General features: G+C 48.5%; 15 protein-coding genes and 1 CRISPR repeat array. All 15 genes read right to left on the bottom strand.

Going from position 1 to position 17,933, the window contains the following annotated elements:
* Window position 1: 1 nt before the first annotated feature.
* Window positions 2-2,128: direct repeats of the CRISPR family, unit length 31 nt; unit sequence CAACGCCTTTCGGCATCACAGATCCTTTCAC.
* Between the two features lie 243 nt (window positions 2,129-2,371).
* The 15 genes from cas2 to L0156_14195 all read right to left on the bottom strand — a co-directional run bounded on the left by cas2 (window position 2,372) and on the right by L0156_14195 (window position 17,663).
* A complete protein-coding gene (gene cas2 / locus L0156_14265) occupies window positions 2,372-2,662 on the bottom strand; it encodes a CRISPR-associated endonuclease Cas2 (protein MCI0604159.1) in 291 nt (96 codons plus the stop codon).
* A gap of 7 nt (window positions 2,663-2,669) precedes the next feature.
* On the bottom strand, window positions 2,670-4,484 hold the full coding sequence (cas1, locus tag L0156_14260) for a type I-MYXAN CRISPR-associated endonuclease Cas1 (protein ID MCI0604158.1): 1,815 nt from the start codon (window positions 4,482-4,484) through the stop codon (window positions 2,670-2,672).
* Window positions 4,485-4,496: 12 nt separating this feature from the next.
* On the bottom strand, window positions 4,497-5,147 hold the full coding sequence (cas5, locus tag L0156_14255) for a type I-MYXAN CRISPR-associated protein Cas5/Cmx5/DevS (GenBank protein MCI0604157.1): 651 nt from the start codon (window positions 5,145-5,147) through the stop codon (window positions 4,497-4,499).
* Window positions 5,148-5,150: 3 nt separating this feature from the next.
* The gene (locus tag L0156_14250; GenBank protein MCI0604156.1) at window positions 5,151-6,209 is read right to left on the bottom strand and encodes a DevR family CRISPR-associated autoregulator; all 1,059 of its coding nucleotides are present in this window, start codon (window positions 6,207-6,209) and stop codon (window positions 5,151-5,153) included.
* A complete protein-coding gene (gene cas8a1 / locus L0156_14245; GenBank protein MCI0604155.1) occupies window positions 6,202-7,770 on the bottom strand; it encodes a type I-MYXAN CRISPR-associated Cas8a1/Cmx1 in 1,569 nt (522 codons plus the stop codon). The genes L0156_14250 and cas8a1 overlap by 8 nt, the downstream gene beginning before the upstream one ends.
* Before the next feature lie 2 nt (window positions 7,771-7,772).
* Window positions 7,773-9,926 (bottom strand): CRISPR-associated helicase Cas3', encoded by a 2,154-nt coding sequence (gene cas3, locus L0156_14240; GenBank protein MCI0604154.1) that lies wholly within the window; start codon window positions 9,924-9,926, stop codon window positions 7,773-7,775.
* Between the two features lie 129 nt (window positions 9,927-10,055).
* On the bottom strand, window positions 10,056-10,646 hold the full coding sequence (cas6, locus tag L0156_14235) for a type I-MYXAN CRISPR-associated protein Cas6/Cmx6 (protein ID MCI0604153.1): 591 nt from the start codon (window positions 10,644-10,646) through the stop codon (window positions 10,056-10,058).
* A gap of 108 nt (window positions 10,647-10,754) precedes the next feature.
* Window positions 10,755-10,964 (bottom strand): type II toxin-antitoxin system HicB family antitoxin, encoded by a 210-nt coding sequence (locus tag L0156_14230; protein ID MCI0604152.1) that lies wholly within the window; start codon window positions 10,962-10,964, stop codon window positions 10,755-10,757.
* Window positions 10,957-11,217, bottom strand: a complete 261-nt coding sequence (locus L0156_14225; GenBank protein ID MCI0604151.1) for a type II toxin-antitoxin system HicA family toxin — start codon at window positions 11,215-11,217, stop codon at window positions 10,957-10,959. Before L0156_14225 ends, L0156_14230 begins: the two co-directional genes overlap by 8 nt.
* Window positions 11,217-12,260 (bottom strand): transcriptional regulator, encoded by a 1,044-nt coding sequence (locus tag L0156_14220; protein ID MCI0604150.1) that lies wholly within the window; start codon window positions 12,258-12,260, stop codon window positions 11,217-11,219. Before L0156_14220 ends, L0156_14225 begins: the two co-directional genes overlap by 1 nt.
* A 174-nt stretch (window positions 12,261-12,434) precedes the next feature.
* The gene (locus L0156_14215; GenBank protein MCI0604149.1) at window positions 12,435-13,217 is read right to left on the bottom strand and encodes a DUF4292 domain-containing protein; all 783 of its coding nucleotides are present in this window, start codon (window positions 13,215-13,217) and stop codon (window positions 12,435-12,437) included.
* Window positions 13,192-15,138: a tetratricopeptide repeat protein gene (locus tag L0156_14210; protein ID MCI0604148.1), complete on the bottom strand. Its 1,947-nt coding sequence runs from the start codon at window positions 15,136-15,138 to the stop codon at window positions 13,192-13,194. The genes L0156_14215 and L0156_14210 overlap by 26 nt, the downstream gene beginning before the upstream one ends.
* 11 nt (window positions 15,139-15,149) lie before the next feature.
* On the bottom strand, window positions 15,150-16,433 hold the full coding sequence (locus tag L0156_14205; GenBank protein MCI0604147.1) for a DUF1015 domain-containing protein: 1,284 nt from the start codon (window positions 16,431-16,433) through the stop codon (window positions 15,150-15,152).
* Between the two features lies 1 nt (window position 16,434).
* Window positions 16,435-17,340: a hypothetical protein gene (locus L0156_14200; protein MCI0604146.1), complete on the bottom strand. Its 906-nt coding sequence runs from the start codon at window positions 17,338-17,340 to the stop codon at window positions 16,435-16,437.
* A complete protein-coding gene (locus tag L0156_14195) occupies window positions 17,337-17,663 on the bottom strand; it encodes a hypothetical protein (protein MCI0604145.1) in 327 nt (108 codons plus the stop codon). Before L0156_14195 ends, L0156_14200 begins: the two co-directional genes overlap by 4 nt.
* Window positions 17,664-17,933: the final 270 nt, after the last annotated feature.

The raw sequence follows: 17,933 nt of genomic DNA, 5'->3' as shown, positions 1-17,933 counted from the left end.
TCAACGCCTTTCGGCATCACAGATCCTTTCACACCAGAATCGCGACGTGTGGGCCCCATACGCGAGCCTGTGCTCAACGCCTTTCGGCATCACAGATCCTTTCACACTACAACTTCCCTCCCAATGGCCTTTACCCGTAGTGCTCAACGCCTTTCGGCATCACAGATCCTTTCACCTGCGTAACGATCGGCGCTCCAAGTGGTTCAATGCTGGTGCTCAACGCCTTTCGGCATCACAGATCCTTTCACAGTTCCAGAACCCAAACCGTGGAGGAAGTCATTATGTGCTCAACGCCTTTCGGCATCACAGATCCTTTCACATGTAGTTGGAGAAGTACTTAAATGAGCCTTCATTCGTGCTCAACGCCTTTCGGCATCACAGATCCTTTCACGATTAGGGCGTATCTTCGCACGGCTGTCATTACTGATGTGCTCAACGCCTTTCGGCATCACAGATCCTTTCACTTGCTTTAACAATTCTTTCTTCTCTGCTCGTGTCACGTGCTCAACGCCTTTCGGCATCACAGATCCTTTCACTGACCTTCTGGAATCTCTTGATCATTCGTTGCATTGTGCTCAACGCCTTTCGGCATCACAGATCCTTTCACTTGATAAAAGGGTTAGGTATAAAGCCTAGCAATAAGAAAGTGTGCTCAACGCCTTTCGGCATCACAGATCCTTTCACACAAGTTCCAATCGATTACACGTCTTATGAATTGATGTGCTCAACGCCTTTCGGCATCACAGATCCTTTCACACTTTTTCTACCGGATTAACTGGTAGGACTTGCTCTCCAGTGCTCAACGCCTTTCGGCATCACAGATCCTTTCACATTTTGATGCAGTTCACAAAGGACAATAGCCTCCAATAGTGCTCAACGCCTTTCGGCATCACAGATCCTTTCACTCGCGCGCATCCCGGCAACGCACGGGTTCCTGTGGTGCTCAACGCCTTTCGGCATCACAGATCCTTTCACGTGAGTTTATAATCATCCAAATTGCGATTCCAGTGCTCAACGCCTTTCGGCATCACAGATCCTTTCACGAAGACAATACGGAAAAACCGAGGGCGCGATCTGCCGGTGCTCAACGCCTTTCGGCATCACAGATCCTTTCACACATCGCCAGATCACGAACGGAATCTTCGGATCCGCCTTGTGCTCAACGCCTTTCGGCATCACAGATCCTTTCACGGTGAATTCGGCGGCGGCGGCGACTCCACGTACAGGTTGTGCTCAACGCCTTTCGGCATCACAGATCCTTTCACTCAATTGTTCGCAAAAACAAAGCACCTTGTCGTCATGTGCTCAACGCCTTTCGGCATCACAGATCCTTTCACCGCTCAAGACAATTTCCATGATAGATTGTGATTCCTGGTGCTCAACGCCTTTCGGCATCACAGATCCTTTCACAGGACAAGCAGCCCACGATGTGGCAATCGATGGGCAACCGTGCTCAACGCCTTTCGGCATCACAGATCCTTTCACGGAATCAATCGAACAATGATCGAATCACGCCTTGAAGTGCTCAACGCCTTTCGGCATCACAGATCCTTTCACGAATCGTAAAATGGCGGACTACGGAAAACTTTACAAGTGCTCAACGCCTTTCGGCATCACAGATCCTTTCACCGAGGTACTGGCGCGCATCAGGGAAGGTCTCGAGGTGCTCAACGCCTTTCGGCATCACAGATCCTTTCACAGAGAGATACGGTCTTTGGCATTGCGTTAACGCAAGTGCTCAACGCCTTTCGGCATCACAGATCCTTTCACATTTCGATTCGCTGAAGATCAGGGACAGATACGCGTGCTCAACGCCTTTCGGCATCACAGATCCTTTCACCCACCGCCGCCCCCACCAGCCCCAGAATAGTCATCGAGTGCTCAACGCCTTTCGGCATCACAGATCCTTTCACCGACGGTGTCGAGTCCGCGCAGCATCGTTGCTACATTGTGCTCAACGCCTTTCGGCATCACAGATCCTTTCACAACCGAAGGAGTCGCAGTAATCGGCTTGAATCAGCAGTGCTCAACGCCTTTCGGCATCACAGATCCTTTCACTGATGCTCTCCGTAGAAAACTAAAACTCAAAGAGGTGCTCAACGCCTTTCGGCATCACAGATCCTTTCACCGCGCCAGTTTCAAACTGAGCGTTAGCATTAACTTAGCACGTCTGCTTTCAAGGTCCAATTTCCAGCACGTCATAAGGAGCATCAATGATTCCGAGCTTGTGGGACTAAATCGCTCATGGCAAAGAACAAAGTACTCATTCAAGCACGATTCAATCCATCTTTTATCCATAATCCCTTTCGTCATTTCGATTTAGCTAGAAGAAACATCCTTCATTACGGCAACATGCAGAGGCGCATGATTGTTAAACAACTCGGAATGCACTTTCATTTTCCCACACGCCAACGCGGTTGCGCAAAATCGTGCGTTCGACACAATTGGAGCACAGACCGACGAACATCAGTGCATCTTCCGGTTCCAATACTTTCTCCAGCTCCCATCGAAGCTGCTCGAGTTGCACCGAACTAAGCCTGCATCGAAATAAAGAGTACTGCAGTGGTTTTCCGTAGCCGCGAATGATCTTGTAAGCACGCCTCCATCGCTTCGACTCTCGGATGTCATATGCGACAAGATACCAAAGATTTGTTTGACTCATTCGGGCATCACCTTAAACGCATCCGGGCAAACAAACCCGGCTCGCCTGTCCATTCCTTTTCAAGAAGTCTTGCTTCCAATTCGATAAGTCTTGCGTACGTGAGGGAGTATCGGAGTACCGGATGTTTCCATCTGTCGGTTTTTCGCTTTTCATATAGCTCAATCATTTTGCGTCTGCCTAAGTCTGAAAGCCAGACCTGAAACCCTGCAACGACAAAATCGTCATCCGGGTCCCATTGACGTCGATTGAGCGAAGCAACGATAGGAAGATCTACCATGGCGACGCGAAAAAGTTCGATTAGATCCAGCGCCAAGGGATGGGCTTGGCTTCTGGGCCGGTGATAGAATCCGAATGCAGGATCAAGTCCGACTGTGAGAATTGCAGACATCACGTCCTTGAGCAGCAGTGCATACGCAAACCCGATTAACGCGTTGAAACGATCGCGCGGCGGTCGACGAGTGCGACCTTCGGGTTTCATTCGTTCATCAATAGCTGAATCGATGAAGGTCGGCAAGGCTTTGAAATAAAGAGCGCCGGCGCGTCCTTCCAAGCCTCTGATTGCATCGACGGAATTTGCTCGCTGAAGAGCAGGCATGAGTTTGCGGATTCCATCAATTGTTTGCGAAATCCCGATGGTCTCTCGATCGGTATTTCGACTGGCGCGAAGTACGAAACGAAGCTGCGAGAGGATTTTTGCTTCTGCAAGTCTGCGTACAAGCTGCAGACGGAACTCGGGAGTTCGCAGTGCCTCGTATTGTCGAATCCGTTTTTGCACTGCGCCGGCTCCCGAAGAAAACGATCCAATATAGCCGCCTCCCTGCGTGATCCAATGAACGGCGACTTCCTTGTCTGCACACAGCCGTAGTGCTTGTGTTGTGATCTGGGCAAAACCGTGCAGAACGACTTGACCGATTTCGCGTACAGGATGGCGTTCTTTCGGCTGTTCCGGTGCAAAGATCTCGATTTCATCACCAGCGCGCCCAACGCGAGCCCCTGGGGTTACAACGTGTAACGCTTGCCTGTGATCGTCCGCGGGAAATAGGCGTGGCACATGCGACGTTGCCAGACTCGATTCTTTACCTGTGCCCGCCTTCTGGTCCGCACTTGGCTGATCGATTTGTTGCGTCTTCAGCCCTACACTTCTTTGTAGCGGCTTATGGATAGACTCACTGCTGAGTCGCGAGATGGCGCGAGCCTCTTCCGGAAGACATGCAGGTGCCAGGGAGCACTTCACGCAAAGCCTTTCATTTTCAGTTACAGGCGGCCGCTCGACACAATCCGCAAGACTTCTTGCACGTGAGATGGACTGAATAACGTCAGCGCGTAAAGCTGGATCTATCGGGACGCGCACAGTAACGTTGTCCTGATGATAACGCACTCGTCCTTCGACAATCGTCTGTCCGGTCGCTTCTTCTACCAGCATCGCATATGCCCCTACTTGCAGTCTATCGCTCGGCCAGGCGCATGCTTCATCCGAATTCTTACTGCCTTTGGGAGGATTTGTTGTACGAATTCGCGCAGCGCGTCCCCGTTTGTGTTCGTAGGGAATAAGCGATCCGTTCCGCCGTCTCAGACAATCTACGCGACCAATTAGACCAAGCTTTTCCGACTTTAAGTCCAGTGCGTGCCAATCACCTTCTTCTTCTCGTGCCAACTCCACGTGTAGTCTGCGGCCAGCATATACCGCTGCATCCGCGAGCCGCACATTCTCCACTTCTTCCAGGTAAAACAAACGCTCGCAATACAACAGCGCATGCAGAGATTGGACCCGAAGGAGTGGTGCCGCGTTATTATTCGAGGTGCCTGCTGAATAAGCCGCCATGATAAACCTGAGTCACCTCTTAATGGGAATCCACGCTCTACTTGAGGGTTTCTCCGGGAGTTTTGTATTCAATAACTTGAATTGACCCCAGCTTGTTGTAGATCCTACATGATCAGGCCAAATGGGAAGAGCAAGATCGCCTCCTTGATCGGAGACTAATAAATGACACTTCTCACTGGAATCTTTCTGATCACTTCTGTATTTCAGGTGGCAAACGTCATTTACTAAATGAGTGCTCTCTCCGAGCGAAACTCCCCCAAATCTCTTGATACGCTGTGGATCTTCCATCACATAAGCCAGTCGACTTAGTAACGAAGTCTCCGCTACTTCGTCTTGTCCTTTACGGACCCAGACCACAACCTCAACCGGTGACAATATTTCTTGGAAATCCGGTCGGCGGTTATTTCCCAATCCCGGGCCATTTTTCATTTCCTTAACGCGCCAGACAGTTCGAAGAACAACCGAATATTCGGGATCGCAAACAAGCGCAATCGCAATCTCAGTTCCTTCATGTTTATAGCGGTTCTCTTCGCCAACAATAGAAAGCAACATTCCGTAAACAGTTGAAGGTGGAGGACAGGGGAATGTTTCAAAATACTCCCGGGCGCGCGGTACTCGGAAAGAAGTGATAGGAACCGATACGTACAGACCTATTTGCTCCATGCGCTATTTCTCCGGAAGTTCGAGGTCCCGACGGATTCGGTGCTTCAACTTATCGACGGCCGCCCTTACTCCGTTATCAACAAATGCGCCTTGAAGAATTTTTAGATCTTCTTCGGTAAAGGTCGTTACGATAGATCCACCTATGAATAACTCATTAGGCTGAATGTCCCGATTTTTTATTCTTTCGAGTATCCCAGGAAAAGAAAGATTCATATCACTGTGCATATCGAAGCCATAGAGAATTCGAGGTGCGAAGTCATCTGTCCATCGGAACACAACTGAGTCGGGTGAAAAGTCAAATAGAAAACGACTCTGATTCCCAGCCACTTCGGAGAGATTCAATATTGCATCAACAAGGATAAGGGTTCTTGACTGAACACGCAGAGACTCAGGAGTGAGCGCAAATGCATATTGGTACCGAGTTGCATGGACCTCGGTTCCATACAGGCTTGTGCTAGTCTTGGTTCCGCTCTTTGCATTGAAAGTGATATCACCTGCGAACGGTGATAAAGAAATTGCACGCGTCACTTCTAAGGCTCCGCGACGCTTATCACATGTCCCTTCCGTCATAACCTTGATTTTCTCAGCAAGCTCTTTACTGCGCGCCTTCACAGTCTTTCCTCTGTCGCCTTTTTGCTCATCTTTGCTTAATCCCTTGAATTCCTGGTCAGCAGATTTCCTTTCCTTCTTCAGAGTGTCTAAATCATCCCCTCCATCTGTGCTTGCTGCTTCAGCTAACATGAATCCCATTATGTCATCGTCAATAAAGGTTTCTTGTTTTCGTACATTTTCATCCTTGCTCGTCCAGGGAGCCCATGTTTGGTCCTGCCAAACATGATCTTCTATTTCCTCACTCCACTGACGATTCACTGCCTTAGTTCCCTGCGTTCTTTGAAAATAGTAACGAATAGCCCAGCGGATCGCTTCGGCCGAGACGGTTGTGTGAATTTCGCCTTTCCAAAGCAATTTCTGCAAAGTGGTAATATTTCCCTCGGTCTCCCCGCGGTTGTTCGCGGCAGCCCCGTAGGGAGTAACGATCAATCCAAACAGATGTTTACTCATCGGTTTCCTCCTCCTCAACCTGAGGCGCCTCGCTAAGGGCCTCTTTTTCTTCGTCGCTCTGTGGCTGATAACTGATCAACGCAAGCAGTGCCAAATCTCGCGCCTTGCGCCAATTGTTTTCATTAAACAACGGGAGCAATTTCGCTAGCCCTTCTCTCTGTAGTTCCTGATTTGTTCCTGCCCGAGCCCAAAAATCAACCACCGTTTCGCGTAATGTTTCTGCGTTTTTGCTCCGCGCGAGAGATGTCCGTAGCCTTTCTGATTCTCTTCTCACCAAACTCTGGAAATTAGCTCCTTCCTTCGTTGCGCGTTCACCAAGCTTGCCCATCCGTCTGCGCCAGCTCTCATGGCAGACGCGAATAAAGATTCGTTCGCTGTCATCTAAAAATGCCTTTTCAACCATTTGGTGCAATTCCTCCCTTTCGAATAAAAGTTGGTTCCGTGTCTCCTTCTGACTCATGAAGGTCGTTAAATCCTGATACCACGGCTTTTTTTGTGCAACATTCTCCGCGATGAGTTCACGAGCGGAATAAGTCTTTACGAAGTAACGCTCGGGCTCGATTATCTTGCCTTTGCGATCCATCTTTGCGTCGACTTTCTGCCACCGGTTCTTGAAGATGGCCGACGCTTTTCGATAATCATCCAAGCCTGGCAGACTGCCGCCATGAATAGAACGCGTATACGTTCTCGTCTTCTGTTTTTCGTTCCAGCTCACAATGCCAAAAGTGACCACACGACACATGAACGATTCGCCAAGATAATTCGTGAGTTCGTTGACCGCCTTATTTGCCTCAATGGAAACCAGCATCCTCAATGCGGCATCCGACGCGCTACTGGCGGTAAGCTCAAGAACACCCTGTTGCGCGAATGCCTGACGGATCTCCGAATAAGTCTGCAGGTCACTGACTTCTGGAACGATCATCGCAAGGCGTGCTTTGCGACCGCGATATCGTGATCTAATCGCGTAGTAGAAAACTCCAACAGGGGCATAAAGCAGGGCGAGCGCCTTCTCTACCCTCTCGGTTACCTTAGTGGCTGCGTGAACGACATGTCTCTGACTGCCTCCAGGGTACAACCAACTTGATGTCTCCACATCCATTTTAAATTTCCCATTGGTGTCGACGAAGTCTTTTTCCGCTTTTTGATGTCTGAAGCTTTTTACGGGTGCAAAGTCCTTTATGCTGTATGTCCGTTCATCTACTTCATATGTTAGTGTTCGTTTGCTATCCGTTGGTCTGTGAGGACCGAACTGGAGAAAGCTGTGCAATAGCGCGTTATATAGATGATGTTTCTGATCGGGTTTGGGCTGACCGGATATTTCAAGCCCTGTCAGTCGGATGAATCCTTGATCAAGCCAAAATGACGCCGAAATCAGATCCCTGAATGCTTCTTTCAGGCGTTCCTCTTTCCAATCAAAGGTCACGCTGGTCGGTTCAAGGTGCCATTCAAGGCCGCTGATAAGCCGTTGATCACGGGTAAGGGCCTCCAAGGTCATATAGAGTCCGGCAAGTCCCGCCTTATGAAGGCTTGTCATGCCAGGGGCGTTCAGTGGAATTCTCATCCTCAAAGTAAGATGGCTCCTCTTTCTTCGTTGTAGTCAATGGCACCTGGCGGAGCGATCAAATTCCCTTTAAACTCTTTCCAGGCTTTCATGTTTCCACGATAATTCATAGGGATTACGCGATTGATGATTTCTCGGAGGTCTTGCCTACATAGGTCCAGTTCTTCCTCCAGGATGATGGACACGCTATATCCGATATCTCGCACTGGCTCTGGTTCCGCCAGCCATCCGGAGTCAAGCCATGCGGTTCGAGTATCTAACCAAATGTTTTCCTCCGGGGAAAGAGTATGGAAAGCACGCGCGAGATCTTCCTGCGAAATTTGATGGTGTTCTTTTATGAGTGCATCTATCCAATGTGAGGCAAGTTCCAGATCCTTTTGATGATATGGTTTAGCGTTTTCAGGTTCAATGAAGATTGCCTTTCGCGGCTCGCCTTTATTTTCGGGGGTTACTCTACGGTTCAATCTCCCGAGCCGCTGAATCAATTCGGGTATGGGTGCTATCTCAGTGATCAGCAAGTCAGCGTCAAGGTCAAGGGACATTTGCGCAACCTGTGTTGTGATCGCAATAGTTCCTTCGGAGCAAGCTTCATTTGAAAATTCACTGACAACTGCTCTATGCTTCTTGACTCGATCGAGATATTTGAACCTACTATGATAATTTTTCCGACTGAAACCGGCGAATAGCTCAAATATTCTTTGAGAACGCCGCACCGTATTACACACCCAGAGAATCCGTTTCCTAAGTTGTAGGGTATCGAGCGCTATGCGATAAGCACTATCGTGTACCGCTCGTTCAAAGTTATATCTGGGTATCTTTTCCAAATCCGTGGGAGAAGCGATCTTCGAAATCCCTGGAATATTTGCAAGCAAGAATTCCTTTCTGTTTTTGGGGAGAGAGGCGCTCATCAAGAGAAAACTCGCCCCTGGCAGGGATCTGATCAGCGCAACCAAACCCGTAATCAAGCTGTTATCGTAGGCATGAATCTCATCAAACACGAAAGACCCTGACAAAATAGCAGGCGAATTGTAAAGACCTCGCCGGTTATTTCGGACCAAAGCCAAGACTGTGTCAACCGTACAAACGATAACTTTTGGACTCCATGCGTTGAGTGATTCTATTCGCAAAAGATGATCATTCTCATCCTCATCGGTGACTTTCGCTATCCCTTCGAGGTCAACGATAGCCCGGGAGTGAATGAGTCTTGCTTCTATCTCCGTTTCGTTAACATATCCAAGGAAACCTTCTGTTGCTGTTCCAGTTGTGGGATAGCAGAAAAACAATTTCTTATCATCTGCATGATGAGCAGCCCAAAGAAAAGCTGCCACCGTCTTTCCACTTCCACATCCAGCTTCTACCAGAGTAATGCGAGACCTCGATTTTCCGATCGCTTCTTGAAAAGGGCGAAGCACATTTGCTTTCAATCTGGTATTTACGACTTCATGCATCTCTTCGCACCTAATTCGGTGACTCAATGTCTCGCGTACCCAGACTCGAATGTTCTCTTTCTCGGGCAACATCGCACTACCAGCCACATCCGCGGCGGTGAGTAATGCCTTGAGAGCAGCAGCAAAACGCCACCAATCTGGGTCAGCTTCGATTCTTTTCTTCCATTGAATACCTTTCATGTTAAATTCCATCCGCTTGTTTCCAATGTAGGAGCGATCACCTTCGACCAACGAGAATAGCAATTCTTCTTTAATGAGTTCCTTGATGAACAACGAAACCAAATCAGGATGGTTGAACAGCATTGCCAATTGCGATCCGCATCCGCCCTGGAGGGCAAGCGCGGCCTTTTTCCATCCTTCGTCCAGCTTTAGATGATGTCCTCCAATCGCTCCGATTACACAATTCAACAGCATTTCAGAATCATCATTTTTGGTTTCCATGTCCTCTCTGAGCAGATTTATCGCCCATTTTCTGATACTACCGTTCTCTTCGCACAAAAGAAGTGAACTCAATAGTTCGTGCCGAACGGGCTGAACGATAGGCGGAATTAATCTTCTTACCATTTTCTGAAAGCCATCGTTCGCTTTGCCAATGTCGTGGCAAAGGCAAGCAACCCGCATTGCGCGGTTCAGACGTGAATGCCATGGATGTTGTGGTAATCCCAGTTGTTGCAAAATGAGATCTCCTGCTACTTCAAGGATGCTCATTCCGGCACACTCAACCGCTCGAAGGTGGGGAACTAACCGGGCATAGGTTGGCGCAGGTTCGGGGGGCACCTGGTTGACGTAGCTCTTTGCCAAAAGGCAATCAAATCTCAGGTTGTTCATCATCTTCGTTCAATCCATAGGTGATCCAATTCGGACAAAATAGCCGCAGCCCATGTGACGGCGGCCGCCGATGCCGCGTTCTTGTAAGAGCAAAGAATGTTCGGCACTTAGGCCGCGAATGGTAAGTCCAAAGCCTACTATTGTGTGTGAGCCGACGCGGAATGCACGCCGTGCTCCTATAGCGGGTTTGCCTTTTATGCCCATCTCATCGAGTTTACGTTTCACCGCTTCCAGAAACGGCTCCGGCTCTGTGAATTTCTTGATCGTTACAGAGCGGGCGTAGAGTGCCTCGGATGCCTGTAGCAAGAATATTTGTGGAATCCCCAAGCGGATATGGTGGCCTGATACGTCCAATCGTTTGCCTGCGAGTTGTAGAACCAACCTCACGTAGTTTTGTGGAGCCCGCATTCTTAATCGCGCGCGCCCATTGATCAGAATCGTCCCGTCTCCACGCACTGCACCGGGCATGGTATCGATCGCAAGCCAGTCTCCTTCATGAGCCTGTGGAATGAGCCGTGAAATTGATGCGAATACCGAATAGCCATGATCTGAGGGAAGCGAAGTCCCGAAGATGGGAAACTTTATCTCAAGTAAGATCATAATTGCCGCTTACTGGTTCATATTAATTGGAAACTGCGACAAGTTGGGTCGCAGTTTTGCAACTCGCGCGCTTTTTTGTAGATACCTTGGAAGGAAAGATGGAATTTTTTAAGCGAAGACCAGTCGTCCTTTCGGTTTTGGAATGGGACGCCCCAGTTCTTTCGCGGTCTCGATCCATTCCGTGATTACAATTTCTGCATTTGCGAGCGCCTCTTGGTATGTCGCCCCATCCGCCGCGCATCCAGGCAATTCCGGAACCTCGGCAACGAAGGCTGAGTCTTCCAGGCTCCAATAAATTATAACTTCGTATTTAATCACCGATAACATCCCCAAGTTTGTATTTTAGCACGATGTTCCGAACCTGTTTCACTTGATACGGCTTCGCCTTGTTTCGTTTAGGCTGAAGATTAATGATCTCTTCAACGCCATCCTTAGTAAAGATATGATGACTTCCCTTAATTCTTTCTTGAAATTTGAGTTTCTTGAGCATGCTGCAAAGATCGGCGAACCGAATATTTGAGTCTGCAGTGCCGCGTAACACTTGATCCAACACGCGCTTATGAGTACTCATCAGGATCTAGGTGCATGTTTTCGCGCTGCTGAACCGTCCCCAAGATTGCTCCTGGTACTTCCGGCGCGTTTAACGCGCAGCTTCGGGACACTCTGATACTGTTGGAGCATACGTTTTGCGAGCGTGATCGCTCTCTTTCGTAGCACATACGGCTCTAGTATTTCTGCCTCCGGCCCGTAACCGAGCACCCAGTTGAGTATCTCTGTGCTTCCGGCTGTTTCCATTGTAAGAACTAGTCGACTGTCCGCTTGCTTCTCGAAGCGCTGTGAGGGATGCCACAAACGATCCTGAACATAGTCGGACACTTCGGACGAAAAGCGGATTCGAACAGTCATGGTGGCGTCCTCCTGCATCACTCGAAATCGGTTCTGTCTGAACGCATTTAATGAATACCCGGTGCGAACCTCAAAGCGTTCAGGTAATTGCTCCACGTGTTGAATTCGCTCCACTGCGAACAAGCGCAAATCCTGACGGAGATGACAGTAACCGATTAGATATAGGGTTTCCTGTGCGTGCCACAAATCATATGGATCTACAATCCGTGCGGAGAGTTCCTTCTTGCCATAAGCGAAATACGTCATTGAAATTCGGTTCCGGGTGCGGACAGCATTCACTAGAATCTGGATATTACTCCATTGGCCGCTGTAATCTTTGCGTCCGGTACCACCGGAAGAAAATAACTCCAGGTCTTTAACTGCCGGAAACACCTTTTCGATCTTAGCAATAGCGGAGCGGTAGGCCGCAGCGAGGGATTCTATGGGAAGAAGGGAATAAAAGTTGCGAGCCAGCGAAAGAGCCAGCAATTCGCTAAGTGTGAATGGAATTCCCGGCACACGAAAGCCGGCATGAATAAACCAGTAAAATTCATGTCCGCGGACTCCATAAGTAATTGGGAATCCCGCTATTGTAAGAGCCTCTAGATCGCGCTGTATCGTGCGAGTGCTGCATCCCAGTTCTTCAGCCAGCGATTGTTGTGTTCGTCCACTCGAACCATCCAGCAGAATAAGCATTCTCCATTGCCGGATCAATTGGTCATTGCGCATTTTGGTTCTACTTACATGATTAAACCATAACTCTCGCAATCCTACGAACTACTATGCGGCGGATCCTTGTTTCAATTTTAAAATTCCAATTTCCAAACGAATCCAGGCCGGTTTGATCATTGAAAATTGGAGCCTGGAAATTATCTGTATTTTGGAGTTTGTGATTTGGAATTTCTACTCAAAGAGGAGCGGTTTTCCGTGATAGATTTCATTCAACGCAAGCTTCTTCACATTCTCAGGCAGCTTCAGCTCGAATAAATCTTCTGTTGGTTCTTCGGTTCTGGGCAGGTATTTGTCGATTCGAAGTTCCACTGTCGTTTTCCGCTCCGGCAATTCGAAACGGATTCGGGTAGGAAACGATTTATCACTGAGAAACTCATACTTTTCAAAGTGAACGCGGAAGGATCCTTGATTCGTGACCGTTTCAATTTTTGAAAGGTTCTCTCTTGCCGTGATGATTGCTGAGGAAGGTCCCCGTACGAGCTTCCATCCGTTTTTAACTACTTCCTTCTGTTGCCAGGCGCTGAACTGAAGCCCCTGGCCGGCAATCAATTGCAAAGCGTCATCCGCATTCACAGGCAAACCAATGATCGCCTTCAGATTTTCAGGTGTCGCTTCTTCTTGAATGTAAGCGTTATCTTTTGCCCACAGCAAACAGATTTTCTTTTGAGTCAGGCTCAATGCATTCACAAGCCGGTCCGAAGGATCAAGAATTTCTATATAGGCCCGTTGACCCGGATCGAGCAGAAGATTGTACTTTGCTCTAACTCTCTTTGATGACTGTTTCGCAACGTATTGCCCGTAGATTTCAGCGATGGGGTCCGCTTTCTTACTGTAGCTGCTGACAAAGGAATCATAATCGGTGAAGGCCGGGGCGGTATGATGCGAACAGGAAATGGCGACTAATAGCAATACAAGTACAAGGAATTTCTCAAGGTAACCTGCTTTTTGTATCATCAATTTTTTTTTGAATAAATTGCGGATCAATTTCATTGTTTTTGTTCTGTAAGGCTTTTTCCCAGTGTTGGATTGCCATCTGGAACTTGCCCTGTTGGAAATATAGGTCTCCCATATGGTCATGAACCACTGCATTGTCAGATAGTTTTTCAATTGCCTGGCGCAAGTTGTCTTCAGCGAGCTCCAGCTGATTCAGTTTGAAATAACCCCAGCCCAGACTATCCAGATAGGCGCCGTTGTCGCGATCGATTTCGAGTGCGCGTTTGACATAATCCAGTCCTTCCTGAACGCGCAAGCCATTGTCGATCAACATATAACCAAGATAGTTAAAGGCGTCAGCATTTTGAGGATTCAATTCGATAACCCGTTTAAAGAAAACTTCCGCATCGTCGTGTCGCTTCAATCTCTCGGAGGCTGCGCCCAGCAGGAACAAAGTGCGGTCATCGGAGGGGAACCGGGGCAAGACTGTTTTTAAATACGTAATGGAGTCCTCATACTTCTCGCGTCGCTGCAAGCGTTCCGCTTTCATAAGGGCATACTGTATGGAGTTGGGATAAGTGGTGATCAGGTTGTCCACGATTTTGTCGCTATTCGCCAGATCTCCCTTTTCTTCGTATACCAGCGAAAGGAGCTCGAGCGAATCCGTATCGTTCGGGCTTTCTTTTGTAATGCTGTTCAAAAGCGTGATGGCTTCGTCCCACTTCTTTTGTCCACGGTAGTTCAATGCAATATAGAAATCGATTTTTCCCGTGTCCTCTGGATCCACAAACGTTCGCGCTTTTTGATAGAACTGGGTCGACCGTTCATACTCCTTTGTTTGCTGTGTCGCATATCCCATGTGGGAGTAGATCAAAGCCAGATCGGTCTTTCGCTCTCGCTCTTCGATGACTGCATTGTTTTGCACCGTCTGAAGCATGCGCTCCAGTTCCTGAAGCGCCTCAGGAAACTTTTCTCCTTCTTCATAGATCTGGACCAGAGCCAGCGCGAGATCGGTATCCTTTGGGTTCGAAGCGATCTTCGATTTGATCATCGACTCTGCCTGTTCCTGTTTTCCCCATTTCTGGTAGCTTTTTGCGAGCAACACAATCCATTCCAATTTATCCGGCTCGTTGGCAACACGGGCTTCCAACAAGGCAATCGCTTCCTCATGTTTTTGAGTTCTTCCGAGCAGGTCGATGTATTTCCTAGCGAGTGTGGGATTATCCGAGTCAGCTTCAAAAGCGCGTCGCTGGTATTCGAGAGCCTCCGTAAAGTTTCCGGCTTTCAGATAAGAGTCCGCGATCTGTTGAATCACATAAATATTGTTCGGATTCAGCTCCGAATACTTTAGAAGGTATGAAATTGCTTTTTCCGGTTGATTGAGTTGTTGATAAGCGGATGCGATCGACATGATCGCGGTCTGAGATTCGGGATTTCGCTCCAGGTATTTTGCCAGGACTTCGGTCGCTTGTTTTGCCTGATTGGACTGCAGGTAAAGTTGTCCGAGAGAAAGCATGGCTCCTTCATCCTGCGGATCAATTCGGTGCACTTCTTCAAACTCGCGAATGGCATTCAAGAGATCCTGCCGGTCCGTTTCTGCTCCATACATTTTTTCCAGATAAATCTGTCCCAGCATTCTGTGAGCTTCTTTGTTGTTCGGGTTTTTCTGGATCGCAGATTGAGCGTCTTTCACCGCTTCCGGGACTCTGTTTGTTTGAACGTAGAGATCCGCCAGGCGCACAAAAATCTCAGAAGCCTTGGGATCGTACTGCAACGCTTCGCGGTATTGATCGATGGCGGCAGAGAGATCCTGTGATCGTTCTTTCATCAGACCAAGCATGAAGTGGTAGTAAGCCTGTGATCGCTCCGTGGATTCCGGAGCTCCCCACAACGGAACCCCAATTGCGAGAATCAGGCAGGGCAACACAAGTTTTTTAAACATAAGGTGAAACCTCATTCATGCTTGTTCATGACGAAACCCGTCATGAGTTTCGGGTAAAAGAACGTTGATTTTTGCGGCATTTTCTTTCCTGCTTTGGATACTTCTATCACTTGATCCACGCGTGTAGGATTCAGGAAAAAAGCGATTTGCAATTTCCCCCGTTCGAAATCCTTCTGTTCCTCTTCCGCATTCTTATAATATTTAAGATACGTTTGATTCCGGATATCTTCATCCGAAATAGATAAGATTGCTCCTAAAAATATTTTGTGCAACACGTTGACATCAAGGTTTTGCACGGTCCGGGGTGTTTCAGGGGCATAGTAACTTTCCAGCTTTGTCCCAGGCATTAGACTGAAGAGCTTCCAGCCGGGTGTTCCTGCAAACCGGGCCAGAAAGGCCGTTCTCTCGCGTCCGGCAACTTTTAGTTCTGCAAAAGCTATCCTGGAATCTCCAAATGACTGAATCGAAAAATATCCGGAAGCTTTGCGCAAAATGGCTTCAGGATCAAAAGTGGGGAGACTCAGGACCGCTCGATTGTAGGGGAGCACTGTGATGCCGGGCTGATTGATGTTGCAGAAGAACATGAGCGTGAAATGAAACGGCGCATCAGGATTCTTATCTTCGCGGCTTCGTTCGTTGCGGTAAAGAAGACAGGATTCATACCGGTGGTGTCCATCGGCGATCAGCACCCAGTGTTCGCTCATAATGGATTGCACTTTTTCGACTGTATCACGATCAGAAATCGCCCAGAATGTGTTGAGGATTCCGTCCGGATCCTGAGCTTTGGTTCGTGGAGGCGTTGAAGTGAAGGGCTCCAAAAGTTTATCCGCCTTCAACTCCGGATCCGAATAAAGACTGAAGATGGGACTGAAATTGATTTTGCATGCGCGCAACAGCATCAGGCGGTCCTCTTTCGGAGCGGAAAGTGTTGCTTCATGCGGCAGAACCACGCCCTGATCCCAATCGACCAGCCGGATGAGCGCAAGAAAACCCTTGCGCGTTCTTTCCTCTCCCTCAGGAGTTTTGAACGTTTGATGATAGCAATAAATGCTGGGCGCAGCATCGGGAAGTAAAACTTGCTGTTGCATCCAGCTTTGCACAATCCTGTTTGCATTTCGATAAGGTTCCTCCCCGTCCGGAAGGATCAACCTCACGATGTTGTAAGGAGATCGCTGGAGCAATTGTTCTTTTTGCTCAGGTGAGATCACATCGTAAGGAGGAGCGATTACATCCGAAATCTGTTCGATTTTTGCGGGATTGTAACAGAGCCCCTGGAATGCGCGAATTTCAGCCATATCAGAATCCGAGTTTTCCTTTGAAGTACGCGTCCACCATCTCTTTGGTTACCAGCATACTCACTTGGACCGTATTTCCATTGTGTTTGACATCAATCTTATCAAGCATTTCCGCCAGAGGTTGCTCGACGCGGAATTTTGTTACAAGCAAAGTTCCAATCATGAAGCTACTCATGAAAGCTGCCTGCTTTTCGTCCTGTGTTTGGCCATAGAATTGGGCGCGTGTGGCGGTTTTTGTGGGGATGCCATAAAAGTAATAAGTCTGAAACCCTCCAATGATCGCGTTCGTACTTTGCTTCGCGTTTGCATCCGCGGCTTTGCGGCGCGACAGAGGCATCGCAATTGCCCACACCGTAGATCCTACGGGAATTTTAGCGTAAAGCGGTGCAAGATTTGGATTTGCTTTCAAAGCCGGTACTTTTCCACTGGCCACATCCACTGCCATTTTTACTTCATTTAGATTTCCAGCTGCGATTGTATTCGGAGTGAGTAAAGTCGCATACTTGTCCTGCTCCGGCGAGATGCGGTAAAGCGATTTTCCCGCGTATGGAGTAGCTGTGAACGCTTCAAGATCGCTGGACCAATCACGGCTCAACAAGAAAACACGGACCTCGCCGCTGCCACCGTAATTGTTCACGTACTTCGAAAACGCAAACGCGCGAATATCTTTTTTCGTGTCTAATTTCAAAAGCTTTATGTATTCTACGATTCCGTTCTTGTCATCATAGGACCATATCTGTCCATTCCGCTCCATGCTCTGGTAGACTTCGTTGTCCTGCATTTGCGCGAAATCTGCGCCACCTACAAGATGACTATTCCGGGGGAGGTAATCTACGAGCTGATCTCGCGTTTCTGCAAATAGAGCGACGGCCAGTAAAAAGGGAACAAAGAAAAGAACTTTTTTCATGTTTCAGCTCCAGAATCTTCTAAGCAATAGGAACATTCTTCTTCGTCAATAAATAAGGTATGTCCACATCCTGGGCAAGTTTGGAATTTTTCAGCGAGCGATCCCATCACGGTTTGCGCATCTTCAGCCTGCTCTGCCGGCACAAGAACCGTTATCTTCGGGTTGATTCCAAACATAGAGATGGGCGCTTTTTTGCTGATCCGCGCCGTAATGCCGTTATTTCGCAGGAAGCCCGCGATTAGCACCGGATTCCAACTGGCTTCCGTCGGCAGTATTTCCCACTCATGACGCGCCAGGAATTCAGCCACTTCCGAAGAATTCATCAACGGTTCACCGCAGGTGTTGCAGGTCCCTCTTCCACCAAGGGAGGCTTCTTCGCAATAAGGACATCCCAGCAAGACCTCTTCGGACCTGGATTTGCATCCGTAAACGCTGCACATTCTTTGATTTGCATCCCAGCATTCGGTATGATGCGCCGCATCACAGGTCGGACAGAACCACGCTCCCTCCTCAGGGACGGTATCTTTGCAGTAAGGGCAGACAGCCATTTAAGTGAATATCCTACTAATTATTGGATTTTGCAAACGGAGCGC

It is taken from the genome of bacterium, from assembly GCA_022616075.1.
Lineage (GTDB): Bacteria > Acidobacteriota > HRBIN11 > JAKEFK01 > JAKEFK01 > JAKEFK01.
Note: the sequence above shows the minus strand (reverse complement) of the source record. Positions and strands in the feature narration are given on the sequence as shown.

What these genes read in the sequence shown, in the direction of transcription:
- cas3 (MCI0604154.1), bottom strand. Translation starts at nt 9,926, where the DNA reads ATGAGCATCCTTGAAGTAGCAGGAGATCTCATTTTGCAACAACTGGGA.
- L0156_14250 (MCI0604156.1), bottom strand. Translation starts at nt 6,209, where the DNA reads ATGAGTAAACATCTGTTTGGATTGATCGTTACTCCCTACGGGGCTGCC.
- L0156_14220 (MCI0604150.1), bottom strand. Translation starts at nt 12,260, where the DNA reads ATGCGCAATGACCAATTGATCCGGCAATGGAGAATGCTTATTCTGCTG.
- cas2 (MCI0604159.1), bottom strand. Translation starts at nt 2,662, where the DNA reads ATGAGTCAAACAAATCTTTGGTATCTTGTCGCATATGACATCCGAGAG.
- cas6 (MCI0604153.1), bottom strand. Translation starts at nt 10,646, where the DNA reads ATGATCTTACTTGAGATAAAGTTTCCCATCTTCGGGACTTCGCTTCCC.
- cas8a1 (MCI0604155.1), bottom strand. Translation starts at nt 7,770, where the DNA reads ATGAGAATTCCACTGAACGCCCCTGGCATGACAAGCCTTCATAAGGCG.
- cas1 (MCI0604158.1), bottom strand. Translation starts at nt 4,484, where the DNA reads ATGGCGGCTTATTCAGCAGGCACCTCGAATAATAACGCGGCACCACTC.
- L0156_14210 (MCI0604148.1), bottom strand. Translation starts at nt 15,138, where the DNA reads ATGTTTAAAAAACTTGTGTTGCCCTGCCTGATTCTCGCAATTGGGGTT.
- L0156_14205 (MCI0604147.1), bottom strand. Translation starts at nt 16,433, where the DNA reads ATGGCTGAAATTCGCGCATTCCAGGGGCTCTGTTACAATCCCGCAAAA.
- L0156_14200 (MCI0604146.1), bottom strand. Translation starts at nt 17,340, where the DNA reads ATGAAAAAAGTTCTTTTCTTTGTTCCCTTTTTACTGGCCGTCGCTCTA.
- L0156_14215 (MCI0604149.1), bottom strand. Translation starts at nt 13,217, where the DNA reads ATGATACAAAAAGCAGGTTACCTTGAGAAATTCCTTGTACTTGTATTG.
- cas5 (MCI0604157.1), bottom strand. Translation starts at nt 5,147, where the DNA reads ATGGAGCAAATAGGTCTGTACGTATCGGTTCCTATCACTTCTTTCCGA.
- L0156_14225 (MCI0604151.1), bottom strand. Translation starts at nt 11,217, where the DNA reads ATGAGTACTCATAAGCGCGTGTTGGATCAAGTGTTACGCGGCACTGCA.
- L0156_14195 (MCI0604145.1), bottom strand. Translation starts at nt 17,663, where the DNA reads ATGAATTCTTCGGAAGTGGCTGAATTCCTGGCGCGTCATGAGTGGGAA.